The organism is Micromonospora sp. WMMA1998 (assembly GCF_027497375.1).
In the GTDB taxonomy this organism is placed as follows: Bacteria; Actinomycetota; Actinomycetes; order Mycobacteriales; family Micromonosporaceae; genus Micromonospora; species Micromonospora sediminicola.
The window spans coordinates 4,452,107-4,470,442 of sequence record NZ_CP114911.1; the positions used below are offsets into that span (position 1 = coordinate 4,452,107).

An 18,336-nucleotide genomic window follows, 5' to 3' on the forward strand; every position below is an offset into this window, starting at 1 on the left:
GTAGTCCTACGAATTGTGGTGGACGTATGGCGCTTCCGACCAAACCGGCGGAGATCTTCGATCGGGACGTCGAGTGGAACGAGCTGGTCCGGTTCGTCGGTGACGAGCGCCCCGGAGCCACCCTCGGCGTGGTCAGCGGCCGTCGGCGTCAAGGGAAGACGCTGCTGCTCTACGAGCTGGCGCGGGCCACCGGAGGCTTCTACTTCGGCGCCACCGAGGCCACGGAGACCGAATCGCTCCGTCGGCTGGGCGAGGCGTTGGGCGGGCACACGGGTGCGCCTGGCCCGGTCCATCTGGCCGACTGGGGTGCCGCGGTCGACGCCCTGCTGGCGCTCGGGCGGGACCGCCCGGTGACCGTCGTCCTCGACGAGTTCCCCTACCTGGTGCGTGCCGCCCGCGACCTGCCGTCGATCCTTCAGCACGCGCTGACACCCGGGCGTCCGGAACGGACCGGGTCCCGTACCCGGATGCTGTTGTGCGGGTCGGCGCTCTCCTTCATGGGCGGCCTGCTCGCCGGCTCGGCGCCGCTTCGCGGACGGGCCGGCCTGGAACTACCCGTGCAGCCATTGGACTACCGTGCCGCCGCCGCCTTCTGGCAGATCGACGATCCGCTGCTCGCGGTGCGCGTCTTCTCCGTCGTCGGTGGGACCCCCGCCTACCGGCGGGAATACGTCCAGGACGACACCCCGGCCGGGCCCGGCGATTTCGACGACTGGGTGGTGCGGGCGGTGCTGAATCCGGCCCGTCCGCTGTTCCGCGAGGCCCGTTACCTGCTGGCCGAGGATCCGGACCTCCGCGACACCGCGCTCTACCACTCGGTCCTGGCAGCCGTCGCGGAGGGCAACGCCAGTCGCGGCGGCATCGCCGGTTACATCGGTCGGAAGGCGACCGACCTGCAACACCCGCTGACCGTCCTGGAGGACGCGGGCCTGCTGCGACGCGAACCCGATCCGCTTCGCAGCGGTCGGAGCAGCTACCGGATCACGGAACCGCTGATCACCTTCTATCAGGCGATCATGCGGCCGGCGTGGACCGCGCTGGAGCAGCGGCGCGGTGTGGACGTCTGGCGTGGCTCCCAGCGGCGGTATTCGAGCGCGGTCCTCGGGCCGCGCTTCGAGGAGATCGTCCGGCAGTGGACGGTGCGCTTCGCCGCACCCGACGTCCTGGGTGGCCTGGTCGCGGAGGCGAGCGCCGCCACGCTCACCGACCCGGCCAGCAGGACGAGTCACGAACTCGATCTGGTCGCCCTCGGCGAGCCTCCGCTCGGGGATGGACCCCGCCCGCTGCTCGCCGTCGGAGAGGTCAAATGGGGCCGTCCGTTGGGGCGGGCGGATCTGGAGCGGTTGGAGCGGATCAGGGCGCTGCTCCTGCGGAAGCCGGGATTCGACGCGACCGACACCCGGCTGGTGCTGGCGAGCGGTCAGGGCTTCGTCGACGGCCTGGCGGAGTCGGTGTCGGACCGGCCCGACGTGGTCCTGCTCGATCCGCCGCGCCTCTACGGACACTGACGGTGGTCACCCGCCGAACCAGCCGGGCACGTCGAGGCGGAACACGTCGGCCGGGACCATCCGGCGCAGGTCGTCCTCGATGCCGGTGACCCGGTCGGCGCCGAGCGTGGCGGCCCACCGCCCGCGCAACTGGTCGAAGACGGCCGCCGAGCGGAGCAGCCCGTCGTGGCCCTTCGCCGTCACCCGGACCAGCTTGCGACGCGCGTCCGCCGGGTCGTCGACCCGTTCCAGGTAGCCGAGCGCGACCAGCCGGTCCACCGTCTTCCCGGCGGCCTGCTTCGAGACGCCGAGGCGTTGCCCGAGGTCGGAGGCGGTGGTGCCGGCCGGGCCGACGGCCTGGAGCACGAAGCCGTGCGCCGGGCGCAGGTCGGGGTGCCCCTGGCGGGCGAGCTCGGCGTGCAGGTCGTCGACGAGCGTGCGGAAGCCGGCGAGCAGGAGCAGTGGCAGCGCGAAGCCGGGGCGGTCAGGCGTTGTCATGTTCGACAACCTCGTTTACTATTTCGTCAACCACGTTGACTATCTTACGAGAGGGGCCCTCCGATGTCCCACTTCACCGCGTACGAACTCGACACCGCGCCCGACGCCGCCCGCCCGGTGATGGCCGGCGTCCGCCGCGCCCTGGGCCACCTGCCCGCCGCCGTCGGCCTGATGGCCGGATCGCCCGAGCTGCTCAAGGGCTTCCTCGCCGCCAACGCCGCCTTCGAGGCCACCGACCTCGACCCGGTCGCCCGGGAGGTGGTCGTGCTGACCGTGGCCACCCGCAACGGATGCCACCTCTGCGTGGCCATGCACACCGCGACGCTCACCCGGCACGACGCCGACCCGGCGCTGATCGACGCGCTGCGCGACGGCACGACACTGCCCGAGCCCCGGCTGGAGGCGCTGCGCCGCTTCACCATCGCCGTGCTCGACCACCGGGGCGCGGTCGAAGACGCCGAGCTGGACGCGCTCCTCGCCGCCGGCTGGCAGCCCCGGCACGCGCTCGACGTGGTGCTCGGCGTCGGCACGTACACCATCTCCACGTTCGCGAACCGGCTCACCGCCGCGCCGCTCGACGAACCCCTCCAGGAGTACGCCTGGACACCGGCCGCGTAACGTGGTGCGAGCGCGGCCCCGCCGGCACTGACCTGCCCGGGCGCTCGTCAGCCCCGCAGGAAGGGCAGCAGCAGGGCGGCGAGCTTCGCCGGTTGTTCCTCGAAGAGCCAGTGGCCGCACTCCTCGACCACCTCGCCGGTGACCGTGTCGGCATAGCGGCGCACCTGCTCGGCCACCTGCCCGCCGAGGCTGGCCTGCGCGCCGACGGCGAGCACCGGCATCGGCAGCTTCGTGCCCCGGTACGCCGTGTTGTCCGCGATGTCCTGCGCGAACGCGCGGAAGTAGGCGAAGCTGGCCCGCAGGTGCGCCTCGTCGCGCAGGTGGCCCGCGTACTCCTCGACGTCGTCCGGGCCCAGGCTGCCCTTGTTGACCATGATGGAGTCGGTGAACCGGTCGACCCATAGCGCCTCCCGGCCGGCGACGAGCTGCTCGGGCAGGCCGTTGGGGACGTTGAAGAAACCGAAGTTCCACACCGCCGGGCCGGCGGCGGTCAGCGCGGGGATCGTGTAGATGCTCTCGTCGGGGATCGGCGCCTCGCTGAGCACCAGCCGGGCGACGGAGTCGGGGTGGGCGGCGGCGTAGGCGTACGCGACCATGGTGCCCAGGTCGTGGCCGACCAGCCGGATGTCCCGGGCCAGGTCGAGCCCGGTGAGCAGCCCGTGCAGGTCGGCGGCGACGGTCTTCTTGTCGTACCCGCCGGGCGGGGCGTCGCTGTCGCCGAAGCCGCGCAGGTCGGGGGCGACCACCTCGTACGACCGCGCCAGCTCCGGCAGCAGGTGCCGCCACATGCGCCAGCACTGCGGATAGCCGTGCAGCAGCACCAGCGTGGGCCCTCGGCCGCCCCGGACGTAGTTCCAGGTCACCCCACCGACCTGTACCCGTTGCTCGGTGAAGCCCGCTGGCACCCGTTCGCCCCCCATGGCGCGGACTACCCGGCTGACCTCCGTCCATGCGGTCGGGGTGTCAAGAGGGGGCCCCGCCTCTACCGCAGGCGTTAAGAAGGGGCCCTTCCTTGCACCTCAGGGGGGTGGGGGAGGATGGAGGCATGGCGGCTCGTGGCTTCCCGTACAACGATCTCAAGGACTTCGTCGCGGCGCTGGAGCGCGCCGGGGAACTGCGGCGGGTGAGCGTCCCGGTCGACCCCACGCTGGAGATCAGCGAGGTGGTCACCCGGACCGTCCGCGACGGTGGGCCGGCGCTGCTGTTCGAGCGGCCCACCCGGGGCGAGATGCCTGTGGTGATCAACCTGTTCGGCACCGAGAAGCGGATGGCCATGGCGCTCGGCGTCGAGCGGCTGGACGAAATCGGCGAGCGGATCGGCGAGATGCTCAAGCCGGAGCTGCCGCAGGGCTTCGCCGGCATGATGGGCGGGCTCGGCAAGGTCATGCAGCTCAAGTCCATGCCGCCGAAGAAGGTGAAGACCGCCCCCTGCCAGCAGGTGGTCTACCGCGGCGACGACGTCGACCTGAACCGCCTGCCCGGGCTCCAGGTGTGGCCCGGCGACGGCGGCATCTTCCACAACTTCGGGTTGACCCACACCAAGCACCCGGAGACCGGCAAGCGCAACCTCGGGCTCTACCGGCTCCAGCAGCACTCGCGCAACACGCTCGGCGTGCACTGGCAGATCCACAAGAACTCCACCGCGCACCACGCGGTCGCCGAACGGCTCGGGCAGCGGCTGCCGGTGGCCATCGCCATCGGCGCCGACCCGGCCGTCGCGTACTCGGCCAGCGCGCCGCTCCCGGCCGACATCGACGAATACCTGTTCGCCGGCTTCCTGCGCGGCGAGCGGGTCGAGATGGTCGACTGCCTCACCGTGCCACTCCAGGTGCCGGCGCACGCGCAGATCGTGCTGGAGGGCTACCTGGAACCGGGCGAGCGGCTGCCCGAGGGGCCGTTCGGCGACCACACCGGCTTCTACACGCCGGTGGAGCCGTTCCCGGTGCTGCACATCGAGTGCATGACCACCCAGCGGGACCCGGTCTACCACTCGATCGTCACCTCCCAGCCGCCGCAGGAGGACCACGGGCTCGGCAAGGCCACCGAGCGGATCTTCGCGCCGCTGCTGCGCTTCCTGATCCCGGACATCGTCGACTACGACCTGCCGGCCGCCGGGGTCTTCCACAACTGCGCGATCGTGTCGATCCGTAAGCGCTACCCGAAGCACGCGCAGAAGGTGATGAACGCCATCTGGGGCGCGCACATGATGTCGCTGACCAAGCTGATCGTGGTCGTCGACGAGGACTGCGACGTGCACGACTACCAGGAGGTCGCCTTCCGCGCCTTCGGCAACGTCGACTACGCCCGCGACCTGATGGTCACCGAAGGGCCGGTGGACCACCTGGACCACGCGTCGTACCAGCAGTTCTGGGGCGGCAAGGCGGGCGTCGACGCGACCCGCAAGCTGCCCGAGGAGGGCTACTCCCGGGGCTGGCCGGAGGAGATGCGGATGTCGCCCGAGGTGGTCTCGCTGGTCGACAAGCGCTGGAAGGAGTACGGGATCCGATGACGGCGGCAGTACAGGAGCGGCCCGGCCGGGTCTCGTCCTTCCTCAAGCTCGTCGCCATCGAGCACTCGGTCTTCGCGCTGCCGTTCGCCTACCTGTCGGCGCTGACCGCCATGCGGCTCGACGGCGGGCGGGTGCGCTGGGGAGACCTGCTGCTGATCACCGTGGCGATGGTGGGGGCGCGGACGTTCGCCATGGCCGCGAACCGGATCCTCGACCGGCGGATCGACGCGCGCAACCCGCGTACGGCGAACCGGGAACTGGTCACCGGTGCGGTGAGCGTGCGGACGGCCTGGACCGGCGCGGCCGTCGCGCTGGTGGTCTTCCTGGCCGCGGCCGCCCTGCTCAACCCGCTCTGTCTGGCGCTCGCCCCGCTGGCCGTGGTGCCGCTGGTGGTCTACCCGTACGGCAAGCGCTTCACCAACTGGCCGCACGCCATCCTCGCGGTGGCCCAGGCGGTCGGCCCGGTCGGCGCCTGGCTGGCGGTCACCGGCACGCTCGCCGGCTCCGGGCCGGCGTGGCTGCTCGGCGCCGCGGTCGGCCTGTGGATCGGCGGCTTCGACCTGATCTACGCCTGCCAGGACTCCGAGATCGACCGGCAGATCGGCGTGCACAGCGTCCCCGCCCGGTACGGCCGGCGGTTCGCGCTGCACGCCTCCACTGCCGCGCACGTCGTGACGTTCGCGTTGTTCATCTGGTTCGGCGCGCTGGTCGGCTTCGGCTGGCTCTGGTGGATCGGGCTGGCGCTCACCGCGGTCGCGTTCGCCTACCAACACCTGGTGGTCAGCCCCACCGACCTGAGCAAGGTCAACCGGGCGTTCTTCACCGCCAACGGCTTCGTCGGCATCGCGCTGTTCGTCCTCGCGCTGCTCGACCTCGTGGTGCGGCTCGGCCTGCGTCCGTGACCCGGCCGGCCGATCGAGGGGTGGCTCAGGTCGCCACAGCAGCCGGGTAGCGGGCGCTCTCCAGCGTCCAGTCGATGGTGCCGCGCACGGCGGCGGCCACCCCGTCGAGATGGGCGGTGACCGCCTCGTCCAATGCCGGGCCGAACGACGGGACCGCCGCGCGCAGCGCGCTGAACCGGCTCATCTCGGCACGCCAGTGCCCCGCGACCAGGTCGAGCGCCACCGGCAGCGGCACGCCCCGCTCGGCGGCCACCGCGAGCACCAGGTTGTGCCCGCCACCGGTGGCGCGGTCGCGTTCCAGCGAGGCGATGTCGTTGAACCACGACAACAGATCGTTGGCCAGTTCGGCGAGGCGGCGCAGCGCCGGATGGTGGTAGACCGCGTCGGGCAGCGGCCGCCGGGCGGCGAACTCGATCAGCGGGTACGACACGAACGCCGCCGAGGTGGCCCGGCGCAGCCGCACGTACTCCGCGACGCCCGGCGGCCGGCCCGCCGTGGTGGCCGCCGACTCCCGGGCGACGCCGTCGAGGTGGTCGGCGACGGCGTCGGCGAACCGCAGCCGCCAGCGCGCCGGCATCCGGCGACGCGGCTCGCGCCAGGCCTGGACCAGCAGCCGGCGCAGCGGGCCGGAGAAGCCGGGATGACGGGCCCGGGGACCCTCGCGCAGCAGCGCCAGCGTGCCGTCACGCAGCGCCCGGATCTGCTGCGCGGTCAGCCGGTCCGGCCCGTCGCAGGCGTCGTCGACGAGGAAGAACCAGGTGAACAGCGCGGTCAGCACCCGCAGGTCGGGCTCAGTGGCGTCCGGGTAGAGCCGTCCGGCGTAGCGGGCGAACCCGGCCCGGACCAGCCGCTGCCGGGTGACCGGGTCCAGCGGTAGGCCGAGCCGGTCGAGTTGACCGACCAGCCAGCCCTGCACGACGTCGGCGTGCGGCGAGATCCCGGGCGCGATGGGGCAGTCGGAGCGCAGCGCCCGCAGCACCGCCGCCGTCATCACCGGGCCCTTCCATGGATGTGGATCGCCGATCAGAGAATCCCATGCCGCGGAAAGGCCCGCCGACCCGGTGGACATCCGGGCCGGGCACGCCGAAAGCGGGACGGTCCGGGCCGCGGTTCCGGGGCCGCCTTCCGGCTGTCCCCGGCGACCAGGCAGGCTTGACGGCATGCGCGAACCATGGGTGGTGGGCGTCTCCGGCGCCTCCGGCACACCGTACGCGGCGGCGGTCGTCCGGGGCCTGCTCGACGCCGGCCACGCGGTGGACCTGATCGTGTCGCGGGCCGCCCGGCTGACCGTCCTGGACGAGACCGGCCGACCGTTCCGGGACGCGCACTGGGCCGAGGACCTGGCCGCCTGGCTCGACCGCGACCTCACCGGCGCGGACCTGCGGCACTGGCCCGCCGGCGACCTGGCGGCCGGCCCGAGCAGCGGCTCCTACCCGGTACGCGGGATGGCGGTCGTGCCGGCCAGCACCGCGGCCTGCGCCGGCATCGCGATCGGGCTCTCCAAGGACCTGCTCCAGCGCGCCGCCGAGGTGAACCTGAAGGAACGCCGACCGGTCGTGGTCGTGCCCCGGGAGACCCCGGTGACCCGCAGCCACCTGGAGCACCTGATCGCGCTGCACGACGCCGGCGCCGTGGTGCTGCCGGCCAGCCCGGGCTTCTACGGCGCCGGGGCGGCGGCTTCCGCCGCGCAGCTGGTCGACTTCGTGGCCGGCAAGGTGCTCGACGCGCTCGGCGTCCCGCACACGCTGTTCCGGCGGTGGTCCGGTGAACTGGCCGCGGCCCGGCGGGACGCCGACCCACCCTGACGGAGCCCGCGGACACCGGACGGGGCGCGGCCCGGCCCACCGGCCGCACCGCGCCCCGCTCGTTCAGTACATGCCGGCGTTCGCCGGGCCGGGGCCGGTGGAGGCGGTCGGACCCATGTTGCGGGCCTTGCCCATGTCGTCCGCCTCGTCCAGCATGCCCTCCCCTTCCAGCAGGGCTCGCACCTCGGATTCCCGAAACCGGCGATGCCCGCCTGGAGTCCGGATGCTGCCTATCCGGCCGGCCGCTGCCCATCTGGTCACGGTCTTCGGGTCAACCCGAAACAGCGCAGCGACCTCACCCGGTGTCAGCAGGCGATCTCCAGTGTCCACAGCCCCCTCCTCGCGTCGACGAAGCCCCCGGCTGAACACACTGCCCCCGGCCGGTGCGAGCCCAGAGCCGTCATGAGGGACGTATGGCAATTACAGCACCAGCGACCGGGCGTGTCCGCCAAACGCGAAAAACGCACACACTGAGAAGTTAGTAAATGGTACCGGCGTAGAACCCCCGTGACCGCACGTTTGTGAATGGCGACGTGACGTCATGTTCAACGGGTGCCGAGCGCGTCCGGTGACGCCCAAACGGATAGGGTCACTCTCCGTGGACACGATCGACCTGAGCCTCGTGGAGCTGCTGCGGGGCAACGCCCGCCTGTCGTACGCCGAGCTGGCCCGGCAGGTCGGCCTCTCCGCCCCGGCCGTGCACGAGCGGGTCGGCAAGCTGGAGTCCAGCGGGGTGATCCGGGCCTACCGGGCCGAGGTCGAGCCGGAGGCGATCGGGCTCGGCGTGACCGCGCTGATCGGCATCATCGAGGACTCCGACGCGGACACCGACGACGTGCTCGAGGCGTTCCGGCAGATCCCCGAGATCGAGTCCTGCTACTTCATGGCCGGTGTCGAGTCCTTCCTGCTCAAGGCCCGGGTGGGCACCATCGCCGAGCTGGAGCAGCTGATCGTCCGGCTCAACCGGACCCCGGGCGTCGCCTCCACCCGCACCGGCATCGCGCTGTCGACCAAGTGGGAGAACCGCCCGCAACCACTCGAACCGCCGACCGCCTGACCGCCACCCCTGGCCCGGAGGCGGTGCGGACGGCTACGGTGCGCCGATGACGACCTCGGGACGGGGCGCCGCCGTGGTGACCGGGGCGGCCGGCGGGCTGGGTCGGGCGACCGCCGCCGCGCTGCACGCCGACGGCTGGCGGGTGCTGCTCACCGACGTGGACGCCACGGCCGTGGCCGCCGCCGCCGAGCCGCTGGGCGGCTGGTCCCACCCCCTCGACGTACGCGACGAGGCCGCCTGCGCGGAGGTCGCCGCCGAGGCGGCGGACGCACCCGGTGGCCTCGGTCTCTGGGTGAACAACGCCGGCATCCTGGTCACCGGCCCGTCCTGGGCGCACGACGCGCCGACCCGCCGACGGGTGGTCGAGGTGAACACGCTCGGCGCGATGAACGGCACCCAGGCGGCGCTGGCGATCATGCGGCGGCAGGGCCGGGGGCACGTGCTCAACATCGTCTCGCTGGCCGGGCTGATCGCCGCGCCCGGGGAGACGGTCTACGCGGCCAGCAAGCACGCGCTGCTGGCGTTCAGCCTCGGCACCCTGGCCGATCTGCGGATGGCGGGCGTCCGGGGCGTACACGTGTCCTGCCTCTGCCCGGACGGGATCTGGACGCCGATGCTGCACGACAAGCTGGACGACCCGGGCGCGCTGGCGTCCTTCACCGGCGCGCTGCTCACGCCGGAACGGGTGGCCGCGCGGGCCGTACGGCTGGCCCGCCGGCCCCGCCCGGTGGTCAGCCTGCCGCGCTGGCGCGGCGCGCAGGTCCGTCTCCTCGACACCTTCCCCCGGTTGGCCCTGGCCCTCACCCCGGTGGTGCGGGCGACGGGTCGGGCCGGCCAGCGGCGGCAGGCCCGCCGGGTCCCGGCCGATCCGAGCCCACCTCGCTTGTAACGTTGCCGGCGTGACTCATCTCGACCGGTGCGACGAGGCCAGCCGGCGCTGGGTGACCGAGGCGATCGCCGCGGTCGAGGCGGACGCCAACCGCTCCGCCGACACCCACCTGTTGCCCTTCCCGCTGCCGCGGGAGTGGGGGATCGACCTCTACCTCAAGGACGAGTCGGTGCACCCCACCGGATCGCTCAAGCACCGGCTGGCCCGCTCGCTGTTCCTCTACGGGCTCTGCAACGGCTGGATCGGTCCGGACACCACTGTCGTCGAGGCGTCGTCCGGTTCGACAGCGGTCTCCGAGGCATACTTCGCGCGGATGCTCGGCCTGCCGTTCATCGCGGTCATGCCCGCCTCCACCTCGCCCGAGAAGATCGCCCAGATCGAGTTCCAGGGCGGGCGCTGCCACCTGGTCGAGGACCCGGGCAAGGTGGTGATCGAGGCGCGCTGGCTGGCCGAGGACGCCGGCGGCCACTACATGGACCAGTTCACCTACGCCGAGCGGGCCACCGACTGGCGGGGGAACAACAACATCGCCGAGTCGATCTACGCCCAGCTCGCGCTGGAACGGCACCCGGTGCCGGCCTGGGTCGTGGTGGGCGCCGGAACCGGCGGCACCAGCGCGACCATCGGCAGGTACGTCCGCTACCGCCGGCTGCCCACCAAGCTCTGTGTGGTGGACCCGGAGAACTCCGCGTTCTATCCCGCCTGGCAGGCCCGCGACTGGTCGGTACGCACCGACCGCGGCTCCCGGATCGAGGGCGTCGGGCGGCCCGGCGTCGAGCCGTCCTTCCTGCCCAGCGTGGTCGACCGGATGGTCCAGGTGCCGGACGCCGCGTCGCTGGCCGCGATGCGGGCCGGCTCGACGGTGCTCGGCCGTCGGGTGGGCGGCTCCACCGGCACCAACCTCTGGGGCGCCTTCGGGCTGATCGCGGAGATGCGCGCCGCCGGCCGCACCGGCTCGGTGGTCACGCTGATCTGCGACCCGGGCGACCGCTACGTCGACACCTACTATTCCGACCGGTGGGTGGCCGCGCAGGGGCTCGATCTCGCCCCGCACCTGGCCACCATCGACCGGTTCCTGGCCGACGGCGCATGGCCGGCCTGACCGCTCAGCGCGGGTCGGCCCGCTCGGCGAGCCCGGGATAGCGCACCACGAAGCCCTCCGGGTCGACCTCCAGCTCGGCGGTGAAGCCGTCGCCGGCATACCGGACCCGGCCTGGACCGAGCGAGGTGTAGACCTGCTCGGCGGGGATCACGGCCAGGGAGGGCAGCAGCACCCACGCCACCTTCACGCCGGTGGCCAGGTCGGCGGGGAGCCGGCCCAGCCCGATCCGGCGGATGGGCAGCGTGTTGGTCAGCGGGGAGCCGCCCAGGTCGACGTCGAGTGCCTCGGCCAACCGGTCCGGGTCGTCCGTGCCGGGCAGACCCGCCGTGGGATGCCCGGCCGCGCGCAGCGCCGCGTCCAGGTCACCCTCCTCACCGGTACGCACGCGCCACCCGTCGCCGGCCCGCTCCAGGCGCACGCTCCGCGACCAGCCGGCGCCGTCGGCGTCGACCTCCAACCGGCTGGTCGACCAGTCCGGCGCGAGCGTCAGGCGGTAGCGGCAGGTGTAGGGGATCGGGTCCACGGCCAGCGCCACACCGTGCGCGGTCAACCCCTGACGCTCGTCGAGCACGACGTGCTCGGAGCCGGCGGTGTCGGTCCGGACCCAGAAGAGCGACTTCGGCATGCACCGGACGTTACGCGAGCGGTCCGACACCGGCAGCGGATGCGCGAACGCCGCCGCCGAGCGGGTGCTCGACGGCGGCGTTCGCGGTGCTGTCTGTCGTCAGTGGGTGCGGGCCGGCGGGCGCCCGCCGAATCCACGCCGGTCGTCGCGCGGCCGGTCGTCCCGACCCCGCCCCTCCGGCCGGAATCCGCCCCGACGCTCCGCCGGCCGGAAGTCGCCCCGGTCGCCGTAGCGCCGCTCGCCCTGGCCGTCCCGGTCGCCGAAGCGCCGCTCGCCCTGCGGGCGGTCCTCGTGGCGGCGGTCGCCGAAGCCGTGTCCACCGCTCGGCCGGTCGTCACGCCGCCGGTCGGTGCGGGCGTCCCGGTCGTAACCGGGTCCGCCCGCCGGACGGTGCCGGTCGCTGCCGAACGGACGGTCGCCGCCGGCCCGGCCGCGCTCCGCCCGGTCGCCGAAGCGCCGGTCGTCGGACTGCCGGGCGCCGAACCGGTCGTCGGGCCGCCGGTCGCCGAAGCGGCGGTCATCCCGGCCCTCGGTCCGGTCGAAGCGGCGGTCGCCGCCGAAGCCACGCTCGCCGGTGGGACGGTCGTCGTAGCGCCGCTCGCCCGTGGGTCGGTCGCCGTAGCGCCGCTCGCCCCGCCCGTCCCGGTCGCCGGCACCCCGGCCGCCGCGGGCGAAGCCGCGTCCGTCGCGGTCGCCCCGGTCGAAGCCGCGTCCGTCGCGGTCGCCGAAGCGGCGCGGGCCGCCCCGCCGCGGCTCCGGCTCTTCCCGGACCGGCACGCCGCTGGGCTCGCGGGCGCCGGTCAGCTCGGCCAGCGCCGCGTCGCCCGCGCGGACCCGGGTCTGGGCCGGCTCGACGCCCGCCTTCTCCAACATGGCCAGCGTGGTCCGGCGCTGCTTCGGCAGCACCAGCGTCGCCACCGCGCCCGACTCGCCCGCCCGGGCGGTGCGGCCGGCCCGGTGCAGGTAGTCCTTCGGGTCCTTCGGCGGGTCCACGTGCAGCACCAGCGTGACGCCGTCGACGTGGATGCCGCGGGCCGCCACGTCGGTGGCGACCAGCACGTTCGTCCGGCCCTCGCGGAACTCGGCGAGCGTCTTGGTGCGCATCCGCTGGGTCTTGCCGCCGTGCAGTCCACCGGCCCGTACGCCCACCGCGGCGAGCTGCTCGACCAGCCGGTCGACGCCCAGCTGGGTGCGGGCGAAGAACATGGTGCGTCCCTCACGGGCGGCGATGGCCGCGGTGACCGCGAACTTGTCGTGCGGCGGGATCAGCAGGAGGTGGTGGTCCATGGTGGACACGGCGGCGGTCGCCGGGGCGGTCGAGTGGGTGACCGGGTCGGTCATGAACCGCTTGACCAGCGTGTCGACGTCGTTGTCCAGAGTGGCCGAGAAGAGCAGCCGCTGGGCGTCCGCCGGCGTCTTCGCCAGCAGCTCGGTGACCTCGGGCAGGAAGCCCATGTCGGCCATCTGGTCGGCCTCGTCCAGCACCGTGATCTCGACGTCGTCGAGCCGGCAGACGCCGCGCTGGATCAGGTCGCCGAGCCGGCCCGGGGTGGCCACCACGATCTCCACGCCGCGGCGCAGCGCGTCGATCTGCCGGTCGTAGGGCACGCCGCCGACGGCGGTCTTGAGGAAGATGCCGACCGCCTTGCCGAGCGGCATCAGCGCGTCGTTGACCTGCATGGCCAGCTCACGGGTGGGCACCAGGACCAGGGCGCGGGGGTGCAGCGGCCGGGCCCGGTTGCGGTCGGCGAGCCGGGCGATCACCGGCAGGCCGAAGGCGAGCGTCTTGCCCGAGCCGGTCTGGCCCCGACCGAGCACGTCGCGGCCGGCGAGCGCGTCCGGCAGCGTGGCCCGCTGGATCTCGAACGGGGTGGTGATGCCCTGGCGGGCGAGCGCCTCGACCACCGGCCGGGGCAGGCCGAGGGAGGCGAAGTCGGTGACCTCGAGGATCGGGTCGGTGGACGGGGACGTGCCGGGGGCAGCGAAGGTGGTCAAGAAATGCCTTTCGAGCGGGGCGCATCTTCGCGATGGCCGCCGCGGCAGTCATGCCGTCGAATCGCCCGCAAGATCGCCCATGGGCGCGTAGTCGGTCGCGCCGGGTCAGTGATCCCGACAAGTGTACGGCGCTCCGCCGAACCGGCCACCTCGACGCGAGGTGGTAGTGGGCGGACTCACCCCCGGGGTCAGCCGGTCAGGCCGCTCAATGCGTCGTTGGCCAGGAAGACCACGAGCAGGCTGATCGCGATCAGCATGGTCAGCGCGACGGCCAGCACGACGATGACCTTGGCGTTGCTGGCCCGGGTGGTCGGGGCGTCCTCGGCCCAGCCCTGGGCCAGGATGTGCCCGGTCAGCGAACCGGAGGTCTCCGTGGGACCGCCCTGCGGCAGCGAGACGGTGGCGAAGCCGGGGCCCTCGGTGCCGCCGTACACGGTCGAGGCCAGGTCCTGAACACCCGACTGCTGGCGTACCGGACGGGTCGGTTCGGCCTGGTGGGCGGCCGGCGGCGGCCAGGTCGGCAGCGCCGGCGCCGGCACCACCGGCGGCGCGGCGGGTGGTGGCGGCGCCGACACGGGCGCGACGGCCCAGGCCGGCTGTGCGCCGGCCATGGCGGGCGGCGGCGGGAACGGCGGCGCGGGCATCGGGCCGGGCGGCAGCGGGGGCGGGGGTACGGCCGGCCCCGGCGGCGGCGTGGGCGGCCCGGGGAGCGGCGGGACCGGTCCGGGCGGGTTCGGCCCCGGAACGGGCGCGGGCACCGGCGGCGCGGGCACGGGCGGCGCGGGCGTGGGCGCCGGGGGTGCGGGCAGCGGCGGCTCCGGACGCAGCGGCGGCTCCGGCTCCGGCCCGGGCGGCGCGGGCGAGGGAGGCGTCGGACCCGGTACCGGGGTCGGCGCCGGCTCGGGCTCCGGGCCGTGCGGCGTCGGGGGCTCCGCCGGCTCCGGCGGCTGTGCGGGCTCCGGCGGTTCCGGGTTGACCGGTCCCGCCCGGTAGATCCGCGCGGCGGCGGGAGCGGCCGCCACCGAGGCCGCGGCCTCGTCGGCCGAGACGGGACTCAGGCCGGGCACCGAGACGCTGGCCCGGGCGTGCGCGACGCCGGTCGGCGGCGGGGCCGTGGCGGTGGGGCCGGCCGGCTCGGGCGACGGGTCGCGTCCGGCCGGCACCTCGGCGTCGGCGGGGGAGGCCGGTTGGGTCGACCGGTCGGCGGTGGCCCCGGAGCCCGCCGGGGCGCCCCCGGCACTTCCCGGTCCGTCCCCCGCGGCCGGGCCACCGGTCGGCGTCTCCGCCCGCGGCGCGGGCACCCGGGCCGAGGCGGAGGCCCGCGGCGGCGGGACGGCGGCGGGCGGCTCGTCGTCGGGTGCGCCGGCCGGGTCGGCGGGCGGCTGGTCGGCCGGTTCGGTGGGCGTGACCGGGCGGTCGGCCGCCGCGAAGGCGGACCAGCTGGACGGCGGGACCGTCGCACCGGGGCGGCGTCGGTCCAGGGGCGGTGGCGCTTCCGCCGGGGCGCCGGCCCGGTAGGTGGTGGCGGTGGCCGGCGGCGCGGGCAGTTCCTCGTCTGGCGGCGGCACGGCCGAGCCGGCGACGCTCACCCGGGCCCGGGCGACGGCCACCTGGCCCGGCTGTGCCCGTTCGGCCTGGTCAACGGCGGGGTCGGGCGTGGATCCCGGGTGGACCGTCTCCGCCGGAACCTCGTTATCGCCCATCTCGCCCTCCGCACCCGCGCTCGGCCCCGACCGTGGCGTCGGCCGGAACTGCCCGGATCTCACCGTGCCACATTCCGGCCCGGGAGCACAGCCGGAGTGGACGGTTGGGTCAGTCGGCGCTGCTCGGGCTGGCGGATCCGCTGCCAGCCGCGGTGCGCGACGGCGCGGCGCTGCTCGTGCTCGGCTCCGCCGCGCTGCCGGTCGGCTCGGCCCCGGCGGTGCGGCTCGGCGTCGGGCTCGGCGAGTCGGACGGGCTGGCCGGCGGCGTGGTGCTGGTCGACGGCGTGGGCGACGGGCTGGAGGTGGTCGGCGTCGGCGTCGGCGTGTCGGTGGGCTTGGGCGAGCCGGTGGGCTTGGGCGAGCCGGTGGGCTTCGGCGTCGCCGTCTTCGTCGGCTTCGGCGTCGGGGTGGGCTTGGCCGGGGTGGTCGGCGCCGTCGGCACGGTCGGCGGCGGCACGGGCGTGGCCGGAGCGGGCACCGCGCCGACCACGCGGGTGGCGGCGTAGAGCCGGGACCAGCGGACCACCGAGATCTTGACGACATCGCCGGTGCGCGGCGCCTCGACCATCTTGCCGTTGCCGATGTACATGGCGACGTGGTGGATGCTCGTCCAACTGCCGCTGGAGGCGAAGAAGAGCAGGTCGCCGGGGAGGAGGGCGTTCGGGTCGACGGTGCGGGTGCGGGTCGCGAAGTATTGGTCCCGGGAGACCCGGGGCAGGCCGCGGTAGCCGGCCGACTGGTAGGAGGCGAGCATCAGGCCGGAGCAGTCGAAGCGGTCCGGCCCCTCGGCCGCCCAGAGGTAGGGGTCGCCGAGCTGGGCCAGCGCGAAGCGCACGGCGGCGAGCGCCCGGGGGTCGGCGACCATGCCGGCGATGCTCTGGTTGACCACGTAGGAGTTGCCGTTGCGCTGCTCGGCCACGTCCTCGCGGCGCTCGATCTCGAGCAGCTTGGCGGCGTTGTCCCGGCGGAGCTTGAGCAGCGCCGCCTCCTGCTTGTGCAGGTCCGTCTCGACCTTGGTGTATTCCGCGGTCTTCCCGGTGACCCGCCGCTGGACCGCGTCGTGCGCCTCGCGGGCGACCTGCTCGGCGGTGGTGGCCCGGAGCAGCTCGCCGGTCACCGACGTGGTGGCCGCGCCCTCGGCCCGGTCGCCGCGGGTGATCCGCTGGAGGTTGGCGAACTCACGCAGGCTGCTGCCGAACTCGCCGGGCGGCAGCGCCGCGTCGGCCTTGACCGCGTCGGCGGCGGCGCTCTTGGCGTTGTCCCGGGCGCGCACGAGCGCGTCCTGCGCCTCCTTGAGCCGGCCGGCGGCGGCGGTCAGTTCGGTCTGCGCGGCGTCGCGCTCCCCCTTGACCCGCAGGAGGTTGTCGCCGAGCTGGGCGACGAGCGCGTCGACCTGGTTGATCTGCGCGACGAGCGGGCCGTCGGCGGGATTGGTGACGCCGGTCGTGGCGCCCGGGAGGCCCGGCGTGCGGCCCGGGCCGGTGGCGCCGGGCAGGCCGGGAACGGCGCCGGGCTGGCCCGGAACCGCGCCGGGGACGGTGGGCAACTGGAGCGTGCCGGTGACCTGGGGACGGGAGCCGGTGCTGGGCACGGTGTCGGGGAGCGGGTCGGCCCAGGCGGGTGTGGCGAGCGCCGCGGCCGCGACCGCCCCCAGGAGGGCGGACCAGAGCGCCGGGCGCAGGACCGGTGAGATCACCGGCTGCCGACCTCGTCGCCGTCGGGCCTTGGTGCTGTCGACCATTCCGCTCCCCGTCCGGTCTGGTGCGCGCCACGCGTCGTGGGCGTGTTGGGACAGGACGGCCCCGGTGTGTGTTCCGCCCCACCCTGTCTTACCTCACCGACGCAGCGATGTCGATGTGCGGAGGGTGACGGGAGGTGAACCGGGTCGCTGCCGCCGACCGCGTGGGCGGTCCGTCCGACCCGCGACGTACGCTCGATCGGTACCCCAGGTGGAAGGACGTGGCTTTCGGATGGACGCCGGACTCAAGCGCGAGCTCGAAGCGAAGGTCTACGCGGGGGAGCGCCTGACCCGCGAGGACGGCATCGCCCTCTACTCCAGCGACGACCTGACCTGGCTGGGCCGGCTCGCCCACCACAGGCGTACCGAGCTCAACGGTGACCGGGTGATGTTCAACGTCAACCGCCACCTCAACCTGACCAACGTCTGCTCCGCGTCGTGCGCATACTGCTCGTTCCAGCGTAAGCCGGGCGAGAAGGACGCCTACACGATGCGGATCGACGAGGCGGTGCGCAAGGCCAAGGAGATGGAGGACGAGCAGCTCACCGAGCTGCACATCGTCAACGGCCTGCACCCGACGCTGCCCTGGCGTTACTACCCCAAGGTGCTGAGCGAGCTGAAGGCCGCGCTGCCGAAGGTCAACCTCAAGGCGTTCACCGCGACCGAGGTGCAGTGGTTCGAGAAGATCAGCGGGCTCACCGCCGACGCGATCCTCGACGAGCTGATGGACGCCGGCCTGGAGTCGCTCACCGGCGGCGGCGCGGAGATCTTCGACTGGGAGGTCCGGCAGCACATCGTCGACCACGCCTGCCACTGGGAGGACTGGTCGCGGATCCACCGGCTCGCCCACTCCAAGGGCATGAAGACCCCGTCGACGATGCTCTACGGCCACATCGAGGAGCCCCGGCACCGGGTCGACCACGTGCTGCGGCTGCGGGAGCTGCAGGACGAGACCGGCGGCTTCCAGGTCTTCATCCCGCTGCGCTACCAGCACGACTTCGTCGACTCGGCGGACGGCAAGATCCGCAACCGGATCCAGGCCAGCACCACGATGGCCTCGCCGGCCGAGTCGCTCAAGACCTTCGCGGTCTCCCGGCTGCTGTTCGACAACGTCCCGCACGTGAAGTGCTTCTGGGTCATGCACGGGCTCTCGGTGGCCCAGCTCTCGCTCAACTTCGGCGTGGACGACCTGGACGGCTCGGTCGTCGAATACAAGATCACCCACGACGCCGACTCGTACGGCACGCCGAACACCATGCACCGGGACGACCTGCTTCACCTGATCTGGGACGCCGGCTTCCGGCCGGTGGAGCGGAACACCCGCTACGAGACCGTCCGCGAGTACGACGCCGCGCCGTCGATGGCCGAGCGCCGCTCCGAGCCGCAGCAGGTCTGGGCCTGACCCGGC

Annotated in this window: 17 protein-coding genes; 9 read left to right on the top strand and 8 right to left on the bottom strand. The window is 73.9% G+C overall.

What is annotated here, in order from left to right; genetic code table 11:
* Positions 1-26 precede the first annotated feature (26 nt).
* Positions 27-1,508 carry an ATP-binding protein gene (locus O7600_RS20425; RefSeq protein WP_281589668.1) on the top strand — a complete coding sequence of 494 codons (1,482 nt, stop codon included), beginning with the start codon at positions 27-29 and terminating at the stop codon, positions 1,506-1,508.
* Positions 1,509-1,514: 6 nt separating this feature from the next.
* Here O7600_RS20425 and O7600_RS20430 read toward each other — a convergent pair whose 3' ends face one another.
* On the bottom strand, positions 1,515-1,985 hold the full coding sequence (locus O7600_RS20430; protein ID WP_281589670.1) for a MarR family winged helix-turn-helix transcriptional regulator: 471 nt from the start codon (positions 1,983-1,985) through the stop codon (positions 1,515-1,517).
* A gap of 63 nt (positions 1,986-2,048) precedes the next feature.
* On the opposite strand from O7600_RS20430, the gene O7600_RS20435 reads away from it, so the two are divergent.
* A complete protein-coding gene (locus O7600_RS20435) occupies positions 2,049-2,603 on the top strand; it encodes a carboxymuconolactone decarboxylase family protein (protein WP_281589672.1) in 555 nt (184 codons plus the stop codon).
* 47 nt (positions 2,604-2,650) lie between these two features.
* Here the strand turns inward: O7600_RS20435 and O7600_RS20440 are convergent, their stop codons facing one another.
* A complete protein-coding gene (locus O7600_RS20440; RefSeq protein ID WP_281589674.1) occupies positions 2,651-3,466 on the bottom strand; it encodes an alpha/beta hydrolase in 816 nt (271 codons plus the stop codon).
* 182 nt (positions 3,467-3,648) lie between these two features.
* On the opposite strand from O7600_RS20440, the gene O7600_RS20445 reads away from it, so the two are divergent.
* Both O7600_RS20445 and mqnP read left to right on the top strand, forming a co-directional pair.
* Positions 3,649-5,112: a menaquinone biosynthesis decarboxylase gene (locus O7600_RS20445; RefSeq protein ID WP_281589676.1), complete on the top strand. Its 1,464-nt coding sequence runs from the start codon at positions 3,649-3,651 to the stop codon at positions 5,110-5,112.
* Positions 5,109-6,014: a menaquinone biosynthesis prenyltransferase MqnP gene (gene mqnP / locus O7600_RS20450; protein WP_281589678.1), complete on the top strand. Its 906-nt coding sequence runs from the start codon at positions 5,109-5,111 to the stop codon at positions 6,012-6,014. Before O7600_RS20445 ends, mqnP begins: the two co-directional genes overlap by 4 nt.
* 25 nt (positions 6,015-6,039) lie before the next feature.
* Here the strand turns inward: mqnP and O7600_RS20455 are convergent, their stop codons facing one another.
* Positions 6,040-7,005, bottom strand: coding sequence for a terpene synthase (locus O7600_RS20455; RefSeq protein ID WP_281589680.1), 966 nt, complete (start codon positions 7,003-7,005; stop codon positions 6,040-6,042).
* A gap of 169 nt (positions 7,006-7,174) precedes the next feature.
* On the opposite strand from O7600_RS20455, the gene O7600_RS20460 reads away from it, so the two are divergent.
* Positions 7,175-7,819 carry a UbiX family flavin prenyltransferase gene (locus O7600_RS20460; protein ID WP_281589682.1) on the top strand — a complete coding sequence of 215 codons (645 nt, stop codon included), beginning with the start codon at positions 7,175-7,177 and terminating at the stop codon, positions 7,817-7,819.
* Between the two features lie 63 nt (positions 7,820-7,882).
* Here the strand turns inward: O7600_RS20460 and O7600_RS20465 are convergent, their stop codons facing one another.
* Positions 7,883-8,149 (bottom strand): BldC family transcriptional regulator, encoded by a 267-nt coding sequence (locus O7600_RS20465; RefSeq protein WP_091565253.1) that lies wholly within the window; start codon positions 8,147-8,149, stop codon positions 7,883-7,885.
* 268 nt (positions 8,150-8,417) lie between these two features.
* Between O7600_RS20465 and O7600_RS20470 the strand changes: the two genes are divergently transcribed.
* The 3 genes from O7600_RS20470 to O7600_RS20480 are packed head-to-tail and all read left to right on the top strand — an operon-like array spanning position 8,418 to position 10,867.
* Complete coding sequence (locus O7600_RS20470; RefSeq protein WP_281589686.1) at positions 8,418-8,876, top strand: Lrp/AsnC family transcriptional regulator; 459 nt, start codon at positions 8,418-8,420, stop codon at positions 8,874-8,876.
* A 46-nt stretch (positions 8,877-8,922) separates the two neighbouring features.
* Positions 8,923-9,765, top strand: a complete 843-nt coding sequence (locus O7600_RS20475) for an SDR family oxidoreductase (protein ID WP_281589688.1) — start codon at positions 8,923-8,925, stop codon at positions 9,763-9,765.
* A 10-nt stretch (positions 9,766-9,775) separates the two neighbouring features.
* Positions 9,776-10,867, top strand: coding sequence for a PLP-dependent cysteine synthase family protein (locus tag O7600_RS20480; RefSeq protein ID WP_281589690.1), 1,092 nt, complete (start codon positions 9,776-9,778; stop codon positions 10,865-10,867).
* A 4-nt stretch (positions 10,868-10,871) separates the two neighbouring features.
* Here the strand turns inward: O7600_RS20480 and O7600_RS20485 are convergent, their stop codons facing one another.
* The 4 genes from O7600_RS20485 to O7600_RS20500 form a co-directional block, all read right to left on the bottom strand.
* Positions 10,872-11,492, bottom strand: coding sequence for a putative glycolipid-binding domain-containing protein (locus tag O7600_RS20485; RefSeq protein WP_281589692.1), 621 nt, complete (start codon positions 11,490-11,492; stop codon positions 10,872-10,874).
* Between the two features lie 99 nt (positions 11,493-11,591).
* A complete protein-coding gene (locus O7600_RS20490; RefSeq protein ID WP_281589694.1) occupies positions 11,592-13,487 on the bottom strand; it encodes a DEAD/DEAH box helicase in 1,896 nt (631 codons plus the stop codon).
* 188 nt (positions 13,488-13,675) lie between these two features.
* Positions 13,676-15,190 carry a hypothetical protein gene (locus O7600_RS20495; protein WP_281589697.1) on the bottom strand — a complete coding sequence of 505 codons (1,515 nt, stop codon included), beginning with the start codon at positions 15,188-15,190 and terminating at the stop codon, positions 13,676-13,678.
* A gap of 109 nt (positions 15,191-15,299) precedes the next feature.
* On the bottom strand, positions 15,300-16,931 hold the full coding sequence (locus O7600_RS20500) for a C40 family peptidase (RefSeq protein ID WP_281589699.1): 1,632 nt from the start codon (positions 16,929-16,931) through the stop codon (positions 15,300-15,302).
* A 229-nt stretch (positions 16,932-17,160) separates the two neighbouring features.
* On the opposite strand from O7600_RS20500, the gene mqnE reads away from it, so the two are divergent.
* Entirely contained in the window at positions 17,161-18,330 is a 1,170-nt protein-coding gene (mqnE, locus tag O7600_RS20505; protein ID WP_281589701.1) for an aminofutalosine synthase MqnE, read from the top strand.
* Positions 18,331-18,336: the final 6 nt, after the last annotated feature.

Bases quoted from the DNA above. Each gene is read 5' to 3' on its own strand.
- O7600_RS20425 (WP_281589668.1), top strand. From the start codon at position 27: ATGGCGCTTCCGACCAAACCGGCGGAGATCTTCGATCGGGACGTCGAG.
- O7600_RS20430 (WP_281589670.1), bottom strand. From the start codon at position 1,985: ATGACAACGCCTGACCGCCCCGGCTTCGCGCTGCCACTGCTCCTGCTC.
- O7600_RS20435 (WP_281589672.1), top strand. From the start codon at position 2,049: ATGTCCCACTTCACCGCGTACGAACTCGACACCGCGCCCGACGCCGCC.
- O7600_RS20445 (WP_281589676.1), top strand. From the start codon at position 3,649: ATGGCGGCTCGTGGCTTCCCGTACAACGATCTCAAGGACTTCGTCGCG.
- mqnP (WP_281589678.1), top strand. From the start codon at position 5,109: ATGACGGCGGCAGTACAGGAGCGGCCCGGCCGGGTCTCGTCCTTCCTC.
- O7600_RS20455 (WP_281589680.1), bottom strand. From the start codon at position 7,005: ATGACGGCGGCGGTGCTGCGGGCGCTGCGCTCCGACTGCCCCATCGCG.
- O7600_RS20460 (WP_281589682.1), top strand. From the start codon at position 7,175: ATGCGCGAACCATGGGTGGTGGGCGTCTCCGGCGCCTCCGGCACACCG.
- O7600_RS20475 (WP_281589688.1), top strand. From the start codon at position 8,923: ATGACGACCTCGGGACGGGGCGCCGCCGTGGTGACCGGGGCGGCCGGC.
- O7600_RS20485 (WP_281589692.1), bottom strand. From the start codon at position 11,492: ATGCCGAAGTCGCTCTTCTGGGTCCGGACCGACACCGCCGGCTCCGAG.
- O7600_RS20495 (WP_281589697.1), bottom strand. From the start codon at position 15,190: ATGGGCGATAACGAGGTTCCGGCGGAGACGGTCCACCCGGGATCCACG.
- O7600_RS20500 (WP_281589699.1), bottom strand. From the start codon at position 16,931: ATGGTCGACAGCACCAAGGCCCGACGGCGACGAGGTCGGCAGCCGGTG.
- mqnE (WP_281589701.1), top strand. From the start codon at position 17,161: ATGGACGCCGGACTCAAGCGCGAGCTCGAAGCGAAGGTCTACGCGGGG.